General features: G+C 68.3%; 17 protein-coding genes. 4 read left to right on the forward strand and 13 right to left on the reverse strand.

Translation table 11 applies throughout. From position 1 onward, the window contains the following. Window positions 1-106: 106 nt before the first annotated feature. Both QH168_RS22995 and QH168_RS23000 read right to left on the reverse strand, forming a co-directional pair. Window positions 107-736: a GNAT family N-acetyltransferase gene (locus QH168_RS22995; RefSeq protein WP_280236857.1), complete on the reverse strand. Its 630-nt coding sequence runs from the start codon at window positions 734-736 to the stop codon at window positions 107-109. Between the two features lie 408 nt (window positions 737-1,144). Further along, entirely contained in the window at window positions 1,145-2,878 is a 1,734-nt protein-coding gene (locus tag QH168_RS23000) for a hypothetical protein (RefSeq protein WP_280468280.1), read from the reverse strand. Between the two features lie 594 nt (window positions 2,879-3,472). On the opposite strand from QH168_RS23000, the gene QH168_RS23005 reads away from it, so the two are divergent. After that, complete coding sequence (locus tag QH168_RS23005) at window positions 3,473-3,985, forward strand: DUF4254 domain-containing protein (protein ID WP_280236858.1); 513 nt, start codon at window positions 3,473-3,475, stop codon at window positions 3,983-3,985. Between the two features lie 236 nt (window positions 3,986-4,221). Here the strand turns inward: QH168_RS23005 and QH168_RS23010 are convergent, their stop codons facing one another. Continuing rightward, window positions 4,222-5,271: a hypothetical protein gene (locus QH168_RS23010; protein WP_280236859.1), complete on the reverse strand. Its 1,050-nt coding sequence runs from the start codon at window positions 5,269-5,271 to the stop codon at window positions 4,222-4,224. A 27-nt stretch (window positions 5,272-5,298) separates the two neighbouring features. Beyond that, window positions 5,299-5,883 (reverse strand): TetR/AcrR family transcriptional regulator, encoded by a 585-nt coding sequence (locus QH168_RS23015; RefSeq protein WP_280236860.1) that lies wholly within the window; start codon window positions 5,881-5,883, stop codon window positions 5,299-5,301. 246 nt (window positions 5,884-6,129) lie between these two features. Between QH168_RS23015 and QH168_RS23020 the strand changes: the two genes are divergently transcribed. Further along, window positions 6,130-6,882: an aminoglycoside adenylyltransferase domain-containing protein gene (locus QH168_RS23020; protein WP_280236861.1), complete on the forward strand. Its 753-nt coding sequence runs from the start codon at window positions 6,130-6,132 to the stop codon at window positions 6,880-6,882. Window positions 6,883-6,888: 6 nt separating this feature from the next. On the opposite strand, the gene QH168_RS23025 is transcribed toward QH168_RS23020, so the two are convergent. The 8 genes from QH168_RS23025 to QH168_RS23060 all read right to left on the reverse strand — a co-directional run bounded on the left by QH168_RS23025 (window position 6,889) and on the right by QH168_RS23060 (window position 15,224). Next, complete coding sequence (locus tag QH168_RS23025; RefSeq protein ID WP_280236862.1) at window positions 6,889-7,377, reverse strand: DUF1992 domain-containing protein; 489 nt, start codon at window positions 7,375-7,377, stop codon at window positions 6,889-6,891. Window positions 7,378-7,406: 29 nt separating this feature from the next. Further along, entirely contained in the window at window positions 7,407-8,213 is an 807-nt protein-coding gene (locus QH168_RS23030) for a carbonic anhydrase (RefSeq protein WP_280236863.1), read from the reverse strand. A gap of 270 nt (window positions 8,214-8,483) precedes the next feature. Next, window positions 8,484-8,837 (reverse strand): hypothetical protein, encoded by a 354-nt coding sequence (locus tag QH168_RS23035; protein WP_280236864.1) that lies wholly within the window; start codon window positions 8,835-8,837, stop codon window positions 8,484-8,486. 281 nt (window positions 8,838-9,118) lie between these two features. Continuing rightward, window positions 9,119-9,928, reverse strand: coding sequence for an alpha/beta fold hydrolase (locus QH168_RS23040; protein ID WP_280236865.1), 810 nt, complete (start codon window positions 9,926-9,928; stop codon window positions 9,119-9,121). Window positions 9,929-10,024: 96 nt separating this feature from the next. Next, window positions 10,025-11,590: an AIM24 family protein gene (locus tag QH168_RS23045; RefSeq protein ID WP_280468282.1), complete on the reverse strand. Its 1,566-nt coding sequence runs from the start codon at window positions 11,588-11,590 to the stop codon at window positions 10,025-10,027. Between the two features lie 166 nt (window positions 11,591-11,756). Next, window positions 11,757-12,536, reverse strand: a complete 780-nt coding sequence (nagB, locus tag QH168_RS23050) for a glucosamine-6-phosphate deaminase (protein ID WP_280236866.1) — start codon at window positions 12,534-12,536, stop codon at window positions 11,757-11,759. Beyond that, entirely contained in the window at window positions 12,524-13,792 is a 1,269-nt protein-coding gene (locus tag QH168_RS23055; protein WP_280236867.1) for an N-acetylglucosamine-6-phosphate deacetylase, read from the reverse strand. Before QH168_RS23055 ends, nagB begins: the two co-directional genes overlap by 13 nt. A gap of 100 nt (window positions 13,793-13,892) precedes the next feature. Then, entirely contained in the window at window positions 13,893-15,224 is a 1,332-nt protein-coding gene (locus QH168_RS23060) for a PTS transporter subunit EIIC (protein WP_280236868.1), read from the reverse strand. A 55-nt stretch (window positions 15,225-15,279) separates the two neighbouring features. On the opposite strand from QH168_RS23060, the gene QH168_RS23065 reads away from it, so the two are divergent. Together QH168_RS23065 and QH168_RS23070 are read left to right on the forward strand one after the other, a co-directional pair. Continuing rightward, window positions 15,280-15,570 carry a glucose PTS transporter subunit EIIB gene (locus tag QH168_RS23065; RefSeq protein WP_280236869.1) on the forward strand — a complete coding sequence of 97 codons (291 nt, stop codon included), beginning with the start codon at window positions 15,280-15,282 and terminating at the stop codon, window positions 15,568-15,570. Continuing rightward, complete coding sequence (locus QH168_RS23070) at window positions 15,567-16,031, forward strand: PTS sugar transporter subunit IIA (RefSeq protein WP_280236870.1); 465 nt, start codon at window positions 15,567-15,569, stop codon at window positions 16,029-16,031. Before QH168_RS23065 ends, QH168_RS23070 begins: the two co-directional genes overlap by 4 nt. A gap of 189 nt (window positions 16,032-16,220) precedes the next feature. Here the strand turns inward: QH168_RS23070 and QH168_RS23075 are convergent, their stop codons facing one another. Beyond that, window positions 16,221-17,678: an MFS transporter gene (locus tag QH168_RS23075; RefSeq protein WP_280236871.1), complete on the reverse strand. Its 1,458-nt coding sequence runs from the start codon at window positions 17,676-17,678 to the stop codon at window positions 16,221-16,223. Window positions 17,679-17,686: the final 8 nt, after the last annotated feature.

Below are 17,686 nucleotides of genomic sequence, written 5' to 3' on the forward strand. Positions count from 1 at the left end.
GAAGACTCCTCACCCACAACAAAATCAACCCCCGAACGAACACCCCCTCATACGGTCGGCGAAACCCGTCGCCCCGCTATGTTTTGCACACGCTCGCGCGCCAACGTCATACCGTCGCGCTCGCGGCCTCTCGCATCATCACTGTCATTTCCGGGCCACCGCGGCCGACCGTCGTCGCACCGACTCGGCGACCACCGAGCGCCTCGTAGAAACCGATATTGTCGTCTTTACAGATTCCGTACAGCGGTACGCCTTGCCGATCGGATCGATCGCGCAGCGACACCATCAGCGCCTTGCCGACACCCATGCGCTGCGCGGCGGGTTCACACCCGAGGTAGACGACGAAATTGTGTGGCTGTGGCGGCGCTACCCGGGCCAGCGCGTCATCCACCGCCATACCGCGCGGCGTGGCAGATCCCATGGCCCACAAGAACTGTAGGCCCGATACCGCCTCGCGCCACAGATTCTTCCGGTACCCGGCCGGGTACCAGAGGATGGCGCCGACGATGGCACCGTCACGCACCGCGATTTCCGCGCCGCCCGCGGGTATGAAGCGATATTTCAACATCACCCTGAGCATGCGCGGCGCATTCCGTCGTCGCACCGCTTCCGCGGGGAAGACGAACTCCTCGATCGGATCATCGTGCTCGAATGCCTCGGCGACGACACGGGTGATCTCATCGATATCACCCATGCTCGCCGGTCGAAGGACGATCCCGGCGGACTGAACCAACACTGTCCCTTAATAATTCGCACCGTACCCGACCACACTGACGGACGTTACTCATCAGTACGTTACCCGACTCGCCCGCCCGTCACTCCTCCGGATGCTGTGGCGAAAAACAGTTCCACAGAGAGTTGATTCAGTAGATCGCATAGCCTAGGGTGCCGAAAACTTCGCGGTACGAATAGTTTTCGATTTGTCCGTTTTCGCGGTGTCCGATACCGACGGTCACACTCCCCAACTCCGGCGATGCCCTTCCCCTTCCCCCTCCTCGGCAAATTTTTTGCGCGATCGGCTTCGCTGCATAGCCTTTAGGAGTTATATAGTTAAATGCGCATATAAACGTACCGACACCTTTATAGGTGGGCCGGTGGATCGACAAGTTGTGCTGTCACGAGCCGAAGGCCCGCCGGTGTGCGTTCAGTTGTCGTACGACGCCACACCCACCGGCCCAGAACCGACGCACATATCGAGACCCTGGGTTTCGGTGGCGATCCTGAGGGCGGATCCGCTCCCGACGACTCGCACGAACACGGTGTGCAGTCCTTTCCGCACCGGGACCGTGACCGCGTCGCCGTGTTCGAAGGCGAGGGTGATCCGTCCGTCGCGCCCGGCCAGATAGTTCAGCTGTACCGTCCATTCGTGCGCGAGCATGGGGCCGTCGAGCAGCAGCCGCACCGGGTGCTCGCCCTGCACTCGATAGCCGCATCCCGGCTGCGGTCCGGGACGGATACTGCGGTTCCACCAGACCTGCGCGTCGACGATATCGCCGGTGTCGGTGATCATCCGCAGCCGCGGCGTGGAGTCCGCAAAAGCGCCTTGGCCCGCGATCGGTGACAGCACCCGGCTCGCCAGGTTCTGCGGATAGGCGGTGGGATTCAGTACGGTCCAGGGCACCTCCTGTTCGAGCAACGGCGCGTCGAGTGTGCCGAGTTCGGCAGCGGCGGTGGTGAGATAGCGCTCGGTGGCGCCGGTAGACCAGGAACGCACATAGGTGACCGTCGACCACAGGCTGCTGGCCGTGAAGGTGGCCGCCACCGCCACGACCACGGCCGCCCGCGGGCGCGGTAGCCGCTCCCGCTCCCTCGGCTTCGCGCACAGCAACAGTGCGAACGCCGCGGTGAGCACGACCCCCATATCGGCGAGGTAGCGCAGCGATTGCATGAGTTCGTCGACGGTGTTCGGACCGCCACGCGCGAGCGCCACCGGCACGAGGGCCACCGCGAGGTACAGCGCCACACTCACCCACACCGCGGCCGCGCGCGGCGTGGTCCGGATCGTCCACACCACGATCACCGCGAGCACGATCCATGACAGCGCGGCCGCCGCCGACGGCGGTGTCGCCCACGGCGCCGCGGGTAGCCAGCGCTCCCAGGCCCACGGCCCGCCCAGCAGGGTCGGCACCACCCCGAGCGAGGTCGCACCGTGGAGCAAACCGGGCAGATCGCCTCGTTCACTGTGCGCGGGCGCGATATCGACCACCGCAAGATAGGCGACCGACCAGCAGCCGAGCGCCAACGCGGAACCGATCCACAGCGCGGCGGCGCGGCGCGCCACTTCCCGTACCGCGCCCCGCTCCCCCACCACATAGCGCGCCATTGCGGCGACGGCGAACGCGACGAACGGCACAACCACGGATTTCTCGAAGAACAACAGGCCGAGCACCAGCACCGCCACCCCGGTGACCGCGTACCGACGCCGCCCGGTGCGCACGAGCAGCACCGCGTCGGCGATCACCCAGGCGAGGGCGAACTGTAACGGGAGCGCGTTGAGCGCGGCCGACCACCAGGAGAACGCGGGCAATGTCAACGGGCACAGCAGGTAGAAGAGCAAGGGCGCCAGCAGTATCCGGCGCGGACCGAGCAACACCACCAGCATGCGCACCACCGCGATGGATGCCGCCGCCTGCCAGACGAGCATGGTGAGCACCGGTCCGGCCCATGCCAGCGGTGCGATCGCCGTGACCAGCCATGCGGTGGCGAACGCGGCGGGCATGAAATGGCCGTCGTGGTCGTACAGCAGCAGCTTCGGCGACCACAGCGGTTCGCTACCGGCGCGCCCGATCAGGATCAGATCGTCCCAATAGAAGTAGCCCGAACCCGCCACCCAGCCGCGCAACACCAGTTGCGCCGTGATGAGCAGCGCGGCTGCCATCAGTACCTGCCGCGGTCGGAGCAGCCGAGGCAAGGTCCACCGCGATCGGAATACGCGCGCCTGCGCCGCCCGCTCGGCGGGCTCGAGTAGTGCGGCCGGGGCGTTGTCCATGGCACCCCAGGCTAGCCGCGCCACATGACGAGCCGCCGTATGCAATAGTGCGATCGCAATTCACCGATTGCCCAGCGGGGCCGCGCACCGGCAACGATAATCTGGCTGTGGGACAGACTCTCCGAGACTTCGATCCACACCCCTGCACGGTGACGCGCGGCGCCCGGCCATGTTCGGGCGGCCGTCCCCCTCGTCGCGCGCCCGCACCGGTTCGCTCGGAGAGTCGCTGCACCCGGCCTTCGATCGGCTACGCCGCGGCATCTCGCCGCGGGCCGAGGTCCCACTCCCCTGAGATCAACCGACATTGATCGGCCGCCAGGACCGGCGTACGCCCCACCAGACGATCCACGCCGCCGACGGCCACCGCGAAGTGAAAGGCACACCGTGAATTCATGGTCGACAGCACTCCCTTGCGCACCGGTCGCACTGCCACGCGGCCGAACCGGCCCGAGCGCGGGAGGACGCTAGGCGCAGGGGCGAGCGATGGAACCGATCTCCGGCGCGACCGACAACACCACCGGCTGGGCAGACGCCACCGATCCGGCACGGCTACCCACCGCACAAGACCTCATCGACGCCCTGCATCGCGGCGATACCGGCGGCGGCGCGTCGACCGACCGCCATCCGGTCACCCGGTGCGCGCGATATCTGGCCACCCTGCACCCCTACACGGCGGCGGAGGACGTCACTGACACTGCGGCGCAACGTGATTCGCTGATCCACGCGATCGACGTGTGGACCCAGAACCATGTGCCGCAACACCGCCGTGGCACGGTGCTGCACACCGAAACGCTCGGCACCGTGGTCGATCGGATCGTGGCCGCCTATATGCGCGTCCAGCATCTCAAGGCGTCCGGCGCACCGCACCGTCCCGGCGTGACCGATGCCGAACATCGGCTCGCGCAGCTGGTGGAGAGCTATACCGGGCTGGTGCAGGAAGTGTCGGCCGGAGTCCGACGTCTACCCACCCATGCCGGGCGCGTCGACGGCCCCTGATCGCCGCGAACACCGACCACGAGCGATAGCGGCTGGCCTCGGTCGATCCTGCGGCGCGCCGCGGTCGATCCTGCGGGCGCGCCGCGGCCCATCGCAGTTCGGCCTCGACACCTGGGTGCCCGGCCATCCATCGGCAGCGGCGGATCGGACTCTCGGTCGCCCGAGAAGTCCTGCATCGCTGGCTATCCGATTGCAGGTCACCGGTGCTCGACGTCCCATCTCATCGCTCGGTGACCTCACTGCTGCGCATCGTCACCGGTTGCCAGCGCGCGCTGGGCGCGTACCAGCCGCCGTTGTGCCCGTTCGAGTTCGGTCGCTGCCGCGCGGGCAGTGGTGCGGGCGGCGCGTACGGCGGCGCGGGCGAAGCGGTGTTGTTCCTCGGCGGCGGCCAGTTCCTCGGTCAGTCGGGTGCGTCGCTGCTCGGCCTCGGCGAGGTGGTGCGCGGCCGTGGTGGCGTCGTGTTCGGCGGCGTCGAGGTCGGTGCGGGCCGACTCCACTGCCCGGCGGGCTTCCTCCAGTTCGGCCTCGGCGGCTCGTCGGCGTTCCACGTCGGGGTCCATGCGGGGTCGGCCATCGCTGCGGCGGCGTCGGGGTTCGCTGCCACGTCTCCGGGCCGAGCGACCCGTCTCGGCCTCGCCGTCGTGCCCCGGATTCCCGGCATCGGACTCCTCGGCATCGACATCGTCGGCATCCGCGTCGGCGTCGGCATCCGCGTCGGCGTCGGCGTCGGCGTCGGCGTCGGCGTCGAGCACGGAGGTCTCAGAGTCGAGCACAGTGGTCTCTGCGTCGGGCACAGCAGCGAGCGCGGGTCCGGCCTCGCCGAATCCTTCGTAGTCGGCGGCCTTGGCCAGCGTGCCTTCCCTGACCCGATCGGCCACCTCGGGATCGGCCAGCGCGGCGGTCAGGGTGGTGGACACCTCGCGCAGCACCGATTCGCCGACGGGCCGGTCGTGCTCGGCAGCCAGTTCGCCCGCACGCTTGGCCAGGGCGCCGACCACCTGCTGCCGTTGCCGGGTCAAGCGGCGCAGATCGTCGCCGGACAGTTCACGCTGCGCGTCGCGTAGGGCAGCGCCGAGCCGAAGCAGCGCGGCCACGTCCTCGGCGGCGCCGCGGGCGAGCAGATTGACCGTCCACGCGGCAACGGTGGGTTTGCGCAGATCAGCGACTGCGGCGGCCAGCTCACGATCACCCGCCGCCTTGGCCTGCGCCGCCCGGTCCTTGCGTGCCGCGACGAACTCGCCCGGGTCGAGCCCGTACAGTTCGGCCGCGATCTCGCTGAGCCTCATACCCGTCGAGGGTAGCGAGCGGGTGGGCTATCCGGGCTCGGTCGCGGCGGTGTCGCGCGACGGCTGGAGCAGAATGGCCGAGGCCTTGGCCATCACCTCGTCGCGGGTGCGGCCCTCGTGTTCGGCCGCGATCACGTATGTGCCGACCGCCAGGCAGAACGCCATCAGACTGCGTGCCTCCACCTCATCCGGATCGGCACAGAAGGTACCGAGCAGTTCTCGCAGATAACCGATGCGGTAGTTGTCCACGCGCCGCAGCCGTTCGGCCACCTCGTCATCGCGGCGGGCCCAATCGCGCACGGCCAGATCGATGGGCCGCAGCCGGTCGTCGGAAAAGGTGAGCACTCCCGCCCGCTTGGCCTTGGCACGTGCGTCGCCGCCCTCGCGTTCGACGCGCTCACGGACATCGACGGTGGCCTCGTGCTCCCAGGTGTCGAGCATTTCCCGCAGTAGGGCGTTGCGATCGGCGAAATGCCCGTAGAAGCCGCCCTTGGTGACGCCGAGGGACTGGGCGAGGGCTTCGACGCGGACAGCGTCGGGCCCGCCCGCCGCGAGTGCGCGCAGGCCCTGCTCGATCCAACTGGTCTTCGGAGTGCGGGTGACGGCGACCATATCTTCAGTATCGCCGACGCTGTTGACAGCGCTGACAGGAGCGCTACGATCATTAGATACGGTACCGTATCTTTGAGAAGTTCTGCATATCAGCCACCGCCGCCCGTCCTGGCCCGAATGCGGCAACCCGTCGGGCAGTCCGCCGTAGACAGGAACGGGCGAACGCGGTCCGCAGCCCGCCGCGCGCTGTACACAGGGCCGAAAAACCCATTGGGAGAACCTCATCCGCTCTGGTAGATGTGATCGGTGACGATTCCCGATATCACCGCGGCCCGTTCGGCCGCCGAGCAATTGGCGCAGTCCTGCGCGCGGATCATCGGCCCGGCGACCCGGTCGGTGATCCTGCACGGTTCGCTGGCGACCGGCGATTTCCGTCCAGGACGCAGCGATATCGATCTGCTGCTACTCACCGATATCGGTCCCACCGACGAACAGCGCGCAGCGCTCGAGAGGTCGGTGCGGCAGGCCGACCTCGGCGACGCGAGCGGCATCGATCTGCACCTAGTGCTCGCCGACGTCGCCCGCACGCCGACCCCCACACCACCGGCGGAATTCCATATCGGCCGCTACGACGGATCGTCGCTGGGCGTGGAAGTACAGCCGCCGATCGCGGCCGACCCCGACCTGCCCGCCGAACTGTCGATGGCCCGCCAAGACGGCTCGGCACTCATCGGCGAGGCCCCAGCCGAAGCGATCGCCCCGATCCCACCCGAGTGGATCCGCGACCGCGGCCGCTACTGGTTGACGACATGGCGCACACGCACCGACGACGCCGAAGACGCCGCCCTCATGGTGCTCACCGCCTGCCGCAGCTGGTACTTCGCCGACACCGAACGCCACACCAGCAAGGCCGCGGCCGCCCGCTGGGTCCTCGAGCAGGACCCATCGCTTTCCGCGGTGCGACAGGCGCTGCACCAGTATCTCGACGACCCAGAGGCCCATGTCGACCCGCACGGCATCGCCCAGGTGTTGGATACCGTGCTCCGCGAAACCGATTGACCTCGTTCAGCGTCGCCGCCGCCACCACCGACGCTTCGTAGGCGCAGGCACCGGAGGTTCGGCGGCGCGGGAAAGCTGCGTCGGATGGGCGGGCATACGATCCGCCCGCCATCCGGCGACCACCTCGTCCCCGTCGACCGGGGCGATCGGCACATGCGGTGGCGTCGGCACACGCACCCACCGCACGATTCGCTGATTGAGCTCCGATACCGCGGCGCGCACCTCGCGTTCGGAATCCAGCTCCCGCACCGTCTCCCGGATCTGTTCGATCTCGCGGCGCAACACCAGCGACTCCGGCAGCATCCCGTCGGCGCGTACGCCTTCACGGCGCAGATAGTCGCGCAGCCACCAGTTCTCGTCCACACCGGTGCCCGCGCCGGGGATCGGTTTGCCCGCGCCCGGTAGCTTCGCGAATTCGCCGCGTTCGGTGGCTTCGCGCACCTGTTTGTCGATCCAGGATTCGAAGTTCAGATCGGGCGGTTTGCGCTCGGTCATATGCCCATCGTACGGAAGGGTCGGTCCGATCAGCGTGGTCCGGCGAGGATCACCGGGCGGCCGTAGCGTGGCTGGGTGGGCCGATTGCTGTGCGGGAACAGGGCGCGATATCGGTCGGCCTCGGTCACCGCGACCGGTACCGGGTGGCGCAGGACGATCCATTCGACGCCTTCGGTGCACGGCGGTGTGGTGAGCGAGCCCTCGTACCGGAACTGGGCCGGATCGTCGGGCAGGAAACCGCGCGGATCGATGCGGCCGATGGTGCGCGTGGCGCCGGGACGGTCCGGCGGCGCGGCGAGCACGACGTCGAAGGGCGAGCCGTCCTGCTGTGCGCGCAGCAGAACCGCCAGCACCGCGAGCCTGCCGCCGGGATCGGCGTGCACGAAATGCAGTTCCATGGTGGCGTCGGCGCCCTCGACGGTGTGTTCGCTGGGCAGATGGAAATGGAACTGGGTCAGCGTGAACGGTCTGCCGTCGACCAGAATGCGATTGCCCGCGGGCACATTCGCCTGGATGGTGTGACCATTGTTCACCAGTTCCGCCGAGGGAATCGGCCGATAGTCGATCTCGATGTGATCGGCCGGATGCAACTGGGTGTGGCTGGGCAGGTCGATCGGCGACTGGGCATGGCCGCTGCGGCAGGTCAGGTAGTGGCTGTCGAGATCGGCCCAATGGTCGGGACCTTCCGCGTCGTAATCCCAATGCGGGCCCGAGGCGCGAGATCCGGAGCTAGCGGAACCACCGCAGCCGGAGACTGCGAGTACCGCCAGTGCGGCCAGCGCACCTCGGCGACTCAGGACAGCGGGAGACAGGTCATTGTGCGAACGAACCGGCACCGGTGCAGCTCCTTGCCACGACAAGCCGCCGCCCGGCACCACCGGTTCGGGCGGTGGTGGTCGACGCGTTTCGGGACGGCGGCGCGATCACAATGCGCGCACACCGGAACCGACAGGTCGACAAACCAGTCGAAATGTCCGGTTCGCACCGAATATCCTTTTGGCGCTGCCGATTTCGCGTACACGCGGGCTGTCAGGCTAAGCCGGTGACGCGGAGCCGCGCCAGAGCTGTGGGCGGCGACATGGATCACATCGCCGGTTGCCCGGATCTCAGGCGGCCGCGGCGGCGGTCCGCAGCATCCGCAGCACCTCGTCCGGGTTCTCGACATCGACGACCAGCCGGGTGAAATCGGTTCCGGCGAGTTCGATGCGGACACCACGGCCGTCGAAGGCGGTATCCCAGAACTCCTTGCGTCCCTTGCCGCGGAAGGTGCCCGCCGCGATCACACCGGGGAAGAAGGTGCCGGGCGCACGCACCCAGGGCGGGCGGCGGTCGATTTCGGCGGCGGCGACGCCGGTGACGGCGGACAGATCGAAGGTGACCTGGTCGCGCAGGGCGAACAGCCGATGCGCTCCGAGCACATGCACCGTCACCGTTGTCCCCGTGACCTCGAGCTCGACCATCCTGCACCTCACTATCACCGAGTGTGTTCGCTCGAGTTCAGGATGCCGGCCGTGCCTGGTCGTAGCCTGTGTCGTTCCTATGAGTTCTCTCAGGATCACGCCCTGCCCCGGTCACGGCGTGTGAGTTCCCGATCACACCGGTCCGCCGGTCTCGCCCGACGATGAGGCCCGGTGTCGTCATCGGGCGGCGAGCGGCCGCGCTGGCCGGTGCCGCGTGCGCGCTGGATCGAGCCGGCCCACCGTCGGACAGGCATGGCGGACGGTGGGGCACGACACGCCGGTCAATCGTCCAGAAACCGGACGATGTCGTCGGTGAAATTCGGATGTGAGACCGTGCCGAGGTGGCCGGTGCGCGGATACAGGATCAGCCGAGCGTCCGGGATGCCGGCAGCGGTGTGCCGGAAGGTCTCGACGCTGTAGGAGCCGTCGCGGGCGCCGCCGACGATCAGGGTGGGCGCGGTGATCTCGCCGAGCCGTTCGGTGAGATCGAAGCCGTCCTCGGCCATCAGGAAATGGTGGGTGTCGGCCGGCGCCTTCGGCCGGACCAGCGGATCGACCAACCACATCGCCGCGCCCGCCAGACGCGCGCCGACCGGGTTAGCGACCGTGGTGGACGCCATATGGTGCAGTCCGCGCCTACCCGCGAGCATCGCCTCCGCATAGCGGCGCTGACCGGTCCGCAGGTCCGGGTCGAGCCGCGACGCCGCCGCCACCACGACGAGCTTGCGCACCACGTCGGGATGGTCGGCGGCCAACTGTAGGGCGATCGAACCACCGGAGGACACGCCGAGAACATCGACCGGTCCGCCGAATTCGGCGCGCAACGCGTCGGCATGCTCCGTGGCGAGTCCGGCCATGGTGGCATCGGCGGCGGTCCCCGGCGCGCGGCCCACCGCGTAGACCCGGAAATGCCGGGCGAGCCCGGCCAGCTTCTTCAGCTCCGAGGTCCGCATCCAGCCGGTCGGGTTGGCGTGGTCCGGGGTGAACCAGCGCAGGAACACCAGCGGTCGGCCACTGCCCAGCGCCAGATACAGCATGCCGTGCCGCAGCACGCCCTCGGTCACCGCGACCGCATCGCCGCCCTTGTTCATCCATCGCTCCGATCGTCGTATCGCTGTCGGAGCCGACGCTAATCGCGGCGGCGCCATCCGGCGATGACCTCGGAGGTCATGAATTCGCGGCGCCCCCTATCCGAACAGACCGCCGAGCACCCCGCCGCTCTGCCCGGCCTCCTGCCCGCCGCCGGTACCGCCGAGCAGCCCGCCCGGCGGCAGCTCCGACGGCTGCACGATGACGAAGCCGCGGCCGGAGAAGGCGAGGGTGACGCCTTCACCGGTGCTGCGCCCCATCAGCCTGCCGAGGCCGAACGAATCGTTGCGTTTGATACCGGTCTGCAAGCTCGACGACCATGCGACCGCGGCCTGCGGATCGGCGTAGGTGGGTTGGTCGACGGTGAGCACCACCGGTGCGCCATGGCTGGTGATGGCGATCCGGCCGCGACCGGTGAAGACGCAGTTGAACAGACCCGCGTTGCTCGCCATCCCCGCGGCGCCCTGCACGCGGCCGATATTGTAGGTCAGCGTCGAATCGAAGGCGAGCACATTGGCGCCGTTGATGGTGAGACCGTCCGAACCGTCGAGGTCGATGGTGTGCACATCGGCGGCGCTGTTGGCCAGGAACAGATCACCGCGGCCGGTGACCTTCATCAACGGGACGCCCTCACCGGTGAGGCGCTGCTGGATGGCGCGGCCGATACCGCCGGAACCGAGCGCCTGGAACTGGAGATCGCCCTGATAGGCCACCATCGACCCGGCCCGCGCCATGACCTCGCCGTTGACGGCGACCTTGATCATCTTGCCGCCCTGCTTCTGGATACCGACACCGGAAACCTCGGCGTGACGCGGATCGAACAGATCGCTGTGCATCGGCAGCGCTCCTTGCTGAGACGAGAACGTGGACGGGGCCGGATGGGCGACACCCGGCGGTTGGTGCTGCGGCGCCGCCGGATAGGGCTGCGGCTCGGCCGGATACGCGGGTGTCGGCGGGTATTGCTGTGCCGGTGGATAGGGCTGCGCGGGCGGATAGGTCGGGGCAGGCGGGTAGGGCTGCGCCTGCCCACTCGGATATCCAGCCGCGGGTGGGTAGGCGGGCGGCGGTGGATACGACTGCTGTCCGGTCGCCGGTGGGTGCTGTCCCGGATATCCCCCGGCTGCTGGTTGGGCGACCACGGTGGGGTCGGTGCGCGAGGGCGCGACGATGGTCGGGTCGTGACGCGAGGCGGCGGGCGGTGGCGAAGGCGCGGGCTCGTCGTCGACATTGACGCCGAATGCCGTGGCGATACCGGCCAGACCGTTGTCGTACCCCTGGCCGACGGCGCGGACCTTCCAGCCGCCGCCGCGGCGGTAGATCTCCACGCACACCACGGCCGATTCGGTGCTCAACCCGGTCACCGGGAAGGTCAAGGCCCCCGCGTCGGAGGCGATGGTTGCGACCAGTGAACCGGCGGCGGCGAAGGTGGTGGGGCCGGAACCGTCGAGGCTGGCGGTGACGACGACGCGGTCGACATCGGCGGGTAGGGCGCTGGTCTGCACATCGACCATATCGCCCGCTCCGAGGCCGTGCCGGTAGACGACTCCCGGTCCGACGGGCTGGTTGAAGAACACGAAGTCGCCGTCGGCGCGGACCCGGCCGTCGACGCCGAGCAGCAGCGCCGAAACGTCCACCGGGGTCGAACAGGTCACGGTCACCGTCATCCGATCCGCGGGCGCCGGGCGATTCTCACCACGCGCGAGCGCATTCACCGCCGACCACCTCGATCGCCGCCGATCCCTCCGAATGACATGCGTTTCACGGCGTCGAGTGTGCCGCGCCCGCGCCGCCCGCGCCACTTCCGGGCCCTCCTCCGATGGCTACGCAAGGTCAGAAGGTCTGCCACCTCGGCTTGTGTTCGAGTGCGTACCGGTAGTAGTCGGCCAGCCGCAGCCTGCTCGCCGCGGCCTCATCGATCACCACCGTGGTGTGGCGGTGCAGCTGGATGATCGAGGCCGGGCAGAAGGCGGACAGCGGGCCCTCGACCGCGGCCGCGATGGCCTCGGCTTTGTGGGCACCGAAGGCGATCAACACCAGGTGCCTGGCCTCGCCGATGGTGCCGAGGCCCTGGGTCAGTACATGGCGCGGGACCGAATCGGGACTGTCGAAGAAGCGCGCGTTATCGGTGCGGGTCTGTTCGGTCAGCGTCTTCACCCTGGTCCGTGAGGTGAGCGCGGACGCGGGTTCGTTGAAGCCGATATGCCCGTCGGTGCCGATGCCGAGCAACTGCACATCGATACCACCGGCGGCGGCAATCGCGGCGTCATAGCGCTCGGCTTCGGCCGCGATATCGGCCGCCTCGCCATCCGGGCCGAACACCCGCGCGGAATCCAGGTCGACATGGTCGACGAATTCGGACCTGATCACCGAGGAATAGGACTGCGGATGGCTGGTCGGCAAGCCGACGTATTCGTCGAGCAGGAATGCCTGGCAGGCGGAGAAGTCCAGGTCGTGCTCACGGTGGCGGCGGGCCAGCTCCCGATAGCTGCCCAGCGGGGATGATCCGGTGGCGAGGCCGAGCGTCGCGGAGCCCCGACGCACATAGTCCTCGACGATATCGGCGACGGTGTTGGCGATCTCCCGTTCATCGGACCGGATCACGATTTCCATGCGGTTCCTTCCGTCTCGACGGGCACGCCGCCGGAGAACACGCGGCGCACGTACAGGGCAGGATCGGTGACGACGACATCGGCGCGGTAGCCGGGCGCGAGCGTGCCGCGTTCGGCGCCGAGCCCGAGCACCGCGGCGGGGGTGCTGGTGGCCGCGGCCACCGCGTCCGACAGTGGCACACCGGCGTCGAGGACGGTGTGGCGCACTACATCGATCAGGCGGGCGGTGCCACCGGCGATCGCACCCGATCCCTCGGCGGTCACCACTCGCGCCACTCCCCCGGCCACCCGCACCGCCAGCGGGCCGAGCCGGTAGTCGCCGTCGCTCATGCCCGCGGCGGCCATCGCATCGCTGACCAGCGCGATCTGCGCGGGACCGACGGTGTCGAAGACCATGGCGACCGTCTCCGGCGCGAGATGCACACCGTCGGCGATCAATTCGACCACCAGCTCACCGCGGCCCGCGGCGGCCAGGCACGCCGCGACCGGGCCCGGTGCGCGATGATGCAGCGGCGGCATGCCGTTGAACAGATGTGTCGCGGTCAGCGGTGCACCGACGGCCTCGGCGATGCGGGCGGAGGTGGTCGCCGCGTCGGCATCGGTGTGACCGAGACTCGGCAGCACACCGTGCGCACGCATCGCGGCCAGCAGTTCGGTGAAGTTCGCGGTTTCCGGCGCCACCGTCATCGAGCGGACGGCGCCGCGGGCGGCCAGGCAGATCCCCTCGAACAGCTCCGGGTCGCCGGAGATGATCGCGGCGGGATCCTGTGCGCCGCAGCGCGCCCGATTCAGGAACGGGCCCTCGAGGTGGATGCCGAGCAGTTCACCGCGCTCCACCAGCTCGGCCAGCACGCCCGCCTGGCGCAGCAGATCGGCGGGCGGAGCCGATACCAGGCTGCCGAGCAGACCGGTGGTGCCGTGCGCGCGATGATGCGCCGCCGCACGCCGGGCCCCGGCGGTGTCGGCGTCGGGGAATCCGTCTCCGCCGCCGCCGTGGCAGTGCAGGTCGATCAGGCCGGGTAGCAGGAGCGAATCGTCGCGCGGTGGTAGCGGTGCGGTCCCGCGGTAGTCCGCGACCGGGCCGACCCAGCAGATGCGGTCACCGTCGAGTTCGACCACGCCGTCGGGGATTTCGCCGCGTACCGCACCGGCCACGGGCTGCGACAACGCCTGCGCCCGCCGGGTGGACAGTGCTTCAGCGGGATCCTTCGACGCACCGACGACCCGACCTCTCAGCAGCACCGGTGAATCACCCATACCGCTGTCTCCCGCGACTGAACGAGCCGAGGCCCGGCAGGGCGACTCGGCCACAGCGGCGCGTCTGTCCGACTCGGCCACGGAGGTGCGTCTGTCATGGTCACCGATCTTCCCGCTTCCGCACTGCCTCGGTGTCGACCTGCGCCAGCAGCGGCGCGTCGGTGCGGCTGTCGGCCGCTGCGGCGCGCGTGGCCGATTCCGCGTCGGTGTCGAGAGCTTCGGCGTCGGTCTCGACCTCGCGACCTGGAGTGCGCAGATTCCACTTCTTGATCACGACGCTGAACAGCAGGTAGTAGATCACCGCGTACCCGAGACCGATCGGAATCAACAACCAGGCATCGGTGGCCTTACCGAAATTCAGTGCGTAGTCGATGAATCCGGCCGAGAAGGTGAATCCGTCATGAATGCCGAGCGCGTTCACCAGCGCATGGGAGGTTCCGGTGAGAATCGCGTGCACCACATACAGCGGCCACGCCACGAACATGAAGGAGAACTCCAGCGGTTCGGTGATGCCGGTGACGAATGCCGTCAGCCCGGTGGACAGCATGATGCCGCCCACGAGCTTCTTCTGCGACGGCCGCGCATGGCGCCAGATCGCCAGTGCGGCCGCGGGCAGCGCGAACATCATGATCGGGAAGAATCCGGTCATGAAGGTGCCGGCGGTCGGATCACCGGCGAAGAAGCGGTTGAGGTCGCCGCGCACGATCTGGCCCTGCGCGTTCTGGTAGTCGCCGATCAGGAACCACAATGTGGTGTTGAGGATGTGGTGCAGCCCGGTGGGGATGAGCAACCGGTTCGCGGTGCCGTAGATCCCGCCGCCGAGCACCGAGTGATCGGCGACGGTCTCGCCGACCCAGGTGAGCCCGGCGTCGAACAGCGGGTACACGAACGCCATCAGCACGCCGATCACGAGTCCGGTGACGGCGGTGAGAATCGGCACCAGCCGCCTGCCGTTGAAGAAGCCGAGATAGTCGGGCAGCTTGGTGCGGTAGAACCGTTGCCACAGCAGCGCCGAGAGCAGACCCATCACGATCCCGGCGAGGACGCCGTAGTCGATCATCGCCTGTGCGCCCTCCGGGTCGGTGTCGCCGTCGAGCACGATCGGCGACATCGCCTCGAAGACGCCGTCGACCACCAGGTAGCCGACGACGGCGGCCAGCGCGGTCGATCCGTCGGACTTCTTCGCCCAGCCGATGGCGATACCCACCGCGAAGATCAGTGGCAGCCAGGTGAACACGGCCTGACCGGCGGCCGAGATGACGCTCGCCGCGCTCGACAATGCCGAGAACCGGCCGAGCAGATCGTCTTGGCCGAGCCGCAACAGGATGCCCGCCGCGGGCAATACCGCGATCGGCAGCATCAGGCTGCGGCCGAGGCGTTGCAGACCGGCGAAGGTCGCCGATTCCTTCTTCGGGCTGTCCACCACCGTCATATCGACCCTCTTCGTATGCCGCCGAACAGCAAGGAACAAATGTCCATCGCCGAATATGATCCAGGTAACACCGACCGGCCCATCATCGGGCACGGCATACGACGAGGGAGAACCCATGTCCACAGCGGACGCGATCGTCAGCGGCCTCGGCGGCGCAGGCAATATCGTCGAGATCGAAGCCTGCATCACCCGGCTACGCACCGAGGTCAAGGACGGTGGGCTGGTGGATGAGGCCGCGCTCAAAGCCGCGGGGGCGCATGGCGTGGTCAGGTCCGGTTCGGTCGTTCAGGTCGTGGTCGGCCCACAGGCCGATACCCTCGCCGACGATATCGCCGACCTGCTGTGAGGCTCGCGGTACTCGCACCGCTGCCCGGACGCGTCCTCGCCCTCGCCGATGTGCCCGATCCGGTGTTCGCCGGTCAGCTCGTCGGCTCCGGGGTGGCGATCGACCCGTTCCGCGACCGCGGCCCGATCGAGGTGATCGCGCCGATCGCGGGCAGGATCGTGAAACTGCATCCGCACGCCTTCGTCCTCGTCGGCGACTCCGGGACCGGGATACTCGTACACCTGGGTATCGATACGGTGAAGCTGGCCGGACAGGGATTCACGCTGCTGGCCGCCGAGGGCGATGCGGTCGAGGCCGGTACGCCGATCGTGCGGTTCGATCCGGCCGAGATCGACGGCACCGGATACTCGGCCGTCTGCCCGATCGTGGTGATGGATTCGGCACGGGATTCGGTGTCCGCGCCCACGATCGGGACCGAGGTCGATTCCGGTGCGGCACTGTTCGATTGGGCCGATTCCTAGCGTTTTCCGGGGGATGTCGCCTGGCCGACACTGTTCAGGGTGATGGTCGTACCTGCCCGACCTTCCACACTCGGTAGCGGTACCAGCACTCGGTGTTCGACCGGGATTGCACCCTCGACGGAGGTCCTGTCGGCATCCGTCGGGCCGGCGGGCGCGGGAACCGATCGCCGATTCCCGCGCCCGCGACGTTCAGCTCTCGACCGCGACCGGCTCCGGCGCCACCGCTTGCGGCGGCCGGGTCCGCAGCAGCACCAGACCGAGCAGCGCGGCCGCGATACTGAAGCCCGCACTGATCCAGGCACCGGTCGACATGGCCTCGGTGAAGGCGACCTTCGCCGGTTCGGTGTAGCCCAGTTCGAAGGCCGCACCGATGGATTCACGCGCCGCGTCGGGTGCGTCCGCGGGCATGTTCCCGGTGAACACCCCGGCCAGCACACTGCCGAGCACGGCGATGCTCACCGCCATCCCGACCTGCTGCAACGTATCGTTCATCGCCGACCCCACACCCGCGTGCTCGAGCGGAATCGCGCTCATGATGGCCGCATACGCCGACGGTCCCGCCAGACCGCCACCCACACCCATGATCAACATGCTCAGCAGCACCGCCGGATAGCCGGTGCCGACCGCGAGCACGACGAACGCCGCACCCATCACCAGCAGACCGCTCACGATCAGCGTCTTGTTGCTGACCTTCTTGCCCAAGGTCGCACCGAGTCCGTTGCAGACCGCGGCGGCCACCGCGTACGGCAGCAGCGCCAATCCCGCCTTCATCGGCCCATAACCGAGCACGAATTGCAGGTATTGGGTGAGCATGAACATGATCGCGCCCATACCGAACACCATCAGCAGCAACGTCAGACAGGTGCCGGTGAAATCGCGATTGCGGAACACCGCCAGCGGCAGCATCGGATGCTCGGACCGACTCTCCCACACCACGAACGCGACCGCCGACACGAGCGCAAGGCCGATGACCGGGATGTTCCATTCGCGCTCGATGATCACATACACCGCCGACACCAGCGCCAGGATCGACAGCACGACGCCGACCGCATCGACCGGCCGCTGCTCCCCCGTCGATTCCGGCATCAGCACCAGCGCAGCCACGATCGCCAGGACGGCGACCGGAATGTTGAGCAGGAACACCGAACCCCACCAGTAGTGCTCGAGCAGGAAACCACCCAGCGTCGGGCCGATGACGATACCGACCATCGACACCGTGGCCCACGCCGCCATCGCCATCCGGCGTTCGTCCTCGGCGAAGGTGGTCATCAGGATCGACAGTGTCGAGGGCATGAGCAGCGATCCGCCGATACCCATCGCGGCGCGCGCGAGGATCACCTGCCATGGTTCGGTGGCGAGCACGGCCGCCAGTGAGGCCACGCCGAAGACGGCGAGTCCGAGGATCAGCATCCGGCGCCGCCCGAAACGATCGGACAGGCTACCGGCGGTCAGCAGCAGACCGGCGAACACCAGGACATAGGCGTCCAGGATCCACTGCACATCCGACGGGGTGGCTCCCAACTCCCGGATCAGCGACGGGATCGCGAGATTGAGCACCGTGCCGTCGATCATCAGCACCAGCAGGGACAGACACAGGACTCCGAGAATCCACCAGCGTCGGGGGTCTCGTACAACGTTCGATTCCACTCGCACAG

The organism is Nocardia cyriacigeorgica (assembly GCF_029868385.1).
In the GTDB taxonomy this organism is placed as follows: Bacteria; Actinomycetota; Actinomycetes; order Mycobacteriales; family Mycobacteriaceae; genus Nocardia; species Nocardia cyriacigeorgica_F.

Bases quoted from the DNA above. Each gene is read 5' to 3' on its own strand.
- QH168_RS23035 (WP_280236864.1), bottom strand. From the start codon at position 8,837: ATGGTCGAGCTCGAGGTCACGGGGACAACGGTGACGGTGCATGTGCTC.
- QH168_RS23010 (WP_280236859.1), bottom strand. From the start codon at position 5,271: ATGAGGCTCAGCGAGATCGCGGCCGAACTGTACGGGCTCGACCCGGGC.
- QH168_RS23005 (WP_280236858.1), top strand. From the start codon at position 3,473: ATGGAACCGATCTCCGGCGCGACCGACAACACCACCGGCTGGGCAGAC.
- QH168_RS23045 (WP_280468282.1), bottom strand. From the start codon at position 11,590: ATGACGGTGACCGTGACCTGTTCGACCCCGGTGGACGTTTCGGCGCTG.
- QH168_RS23060 (WP_280236868.1), bottom strand. From the start codon at position 15,224: ATGACGGTGGTGGACAGCCCGAAGAAGGAATCGGCGACCTTCGCCGGT.
- QH168_RS23025 (WP_280236862.1), bottom strand. From the start codon at position 7,377: ATGACCGAGCGCAAACCGCCCGATCTGAACTTCGAATCCTGGATCGAC.
- QH168_RS23055 (WP_280236867.1), bottom strand. From the start codon at position 13,792: ATGGGTGATTCACCGGTGCTGCTGAGAGGTCGGGTCGTCGGTGCGTCG.
- QH168_RS23065 (WP_280236869.1), top strand. From the start codon at position 15,280: ATGATCCAGGTAACACCGACCGGCCCATCATCGGGCACGGCATACGAC.
- nagB (WP_280236866.1), bottom strand. From the start codon at position 12,536: ATGGAAATCGTGATCCGGTCCGATGAACGGGAGATCGCCAACACCGTC.
- QH168_RS23040 (WP_280236865.1), bottom strand. From the start codon at position 9,928: ATGAACAAGGGCGGCGATGCGGTCGCGGTGACCGAGGGCGTGCTGCGG.
- QH168_RS23000 (WP_280468280.1), bottom strand. From the start codon at position 2,878: ATGGCAGCCGCGCTGCTCATCACGGCGCAACTGGTGTTGCGCGGCTGG.
- QH168_RS23015 (WP_280236860.1), bottom strand. From the start codon at position 5,883: ATGGTCGCCGTCACCCGCACTCCGAAGACCAGTTGGATCGAGCAGGGC.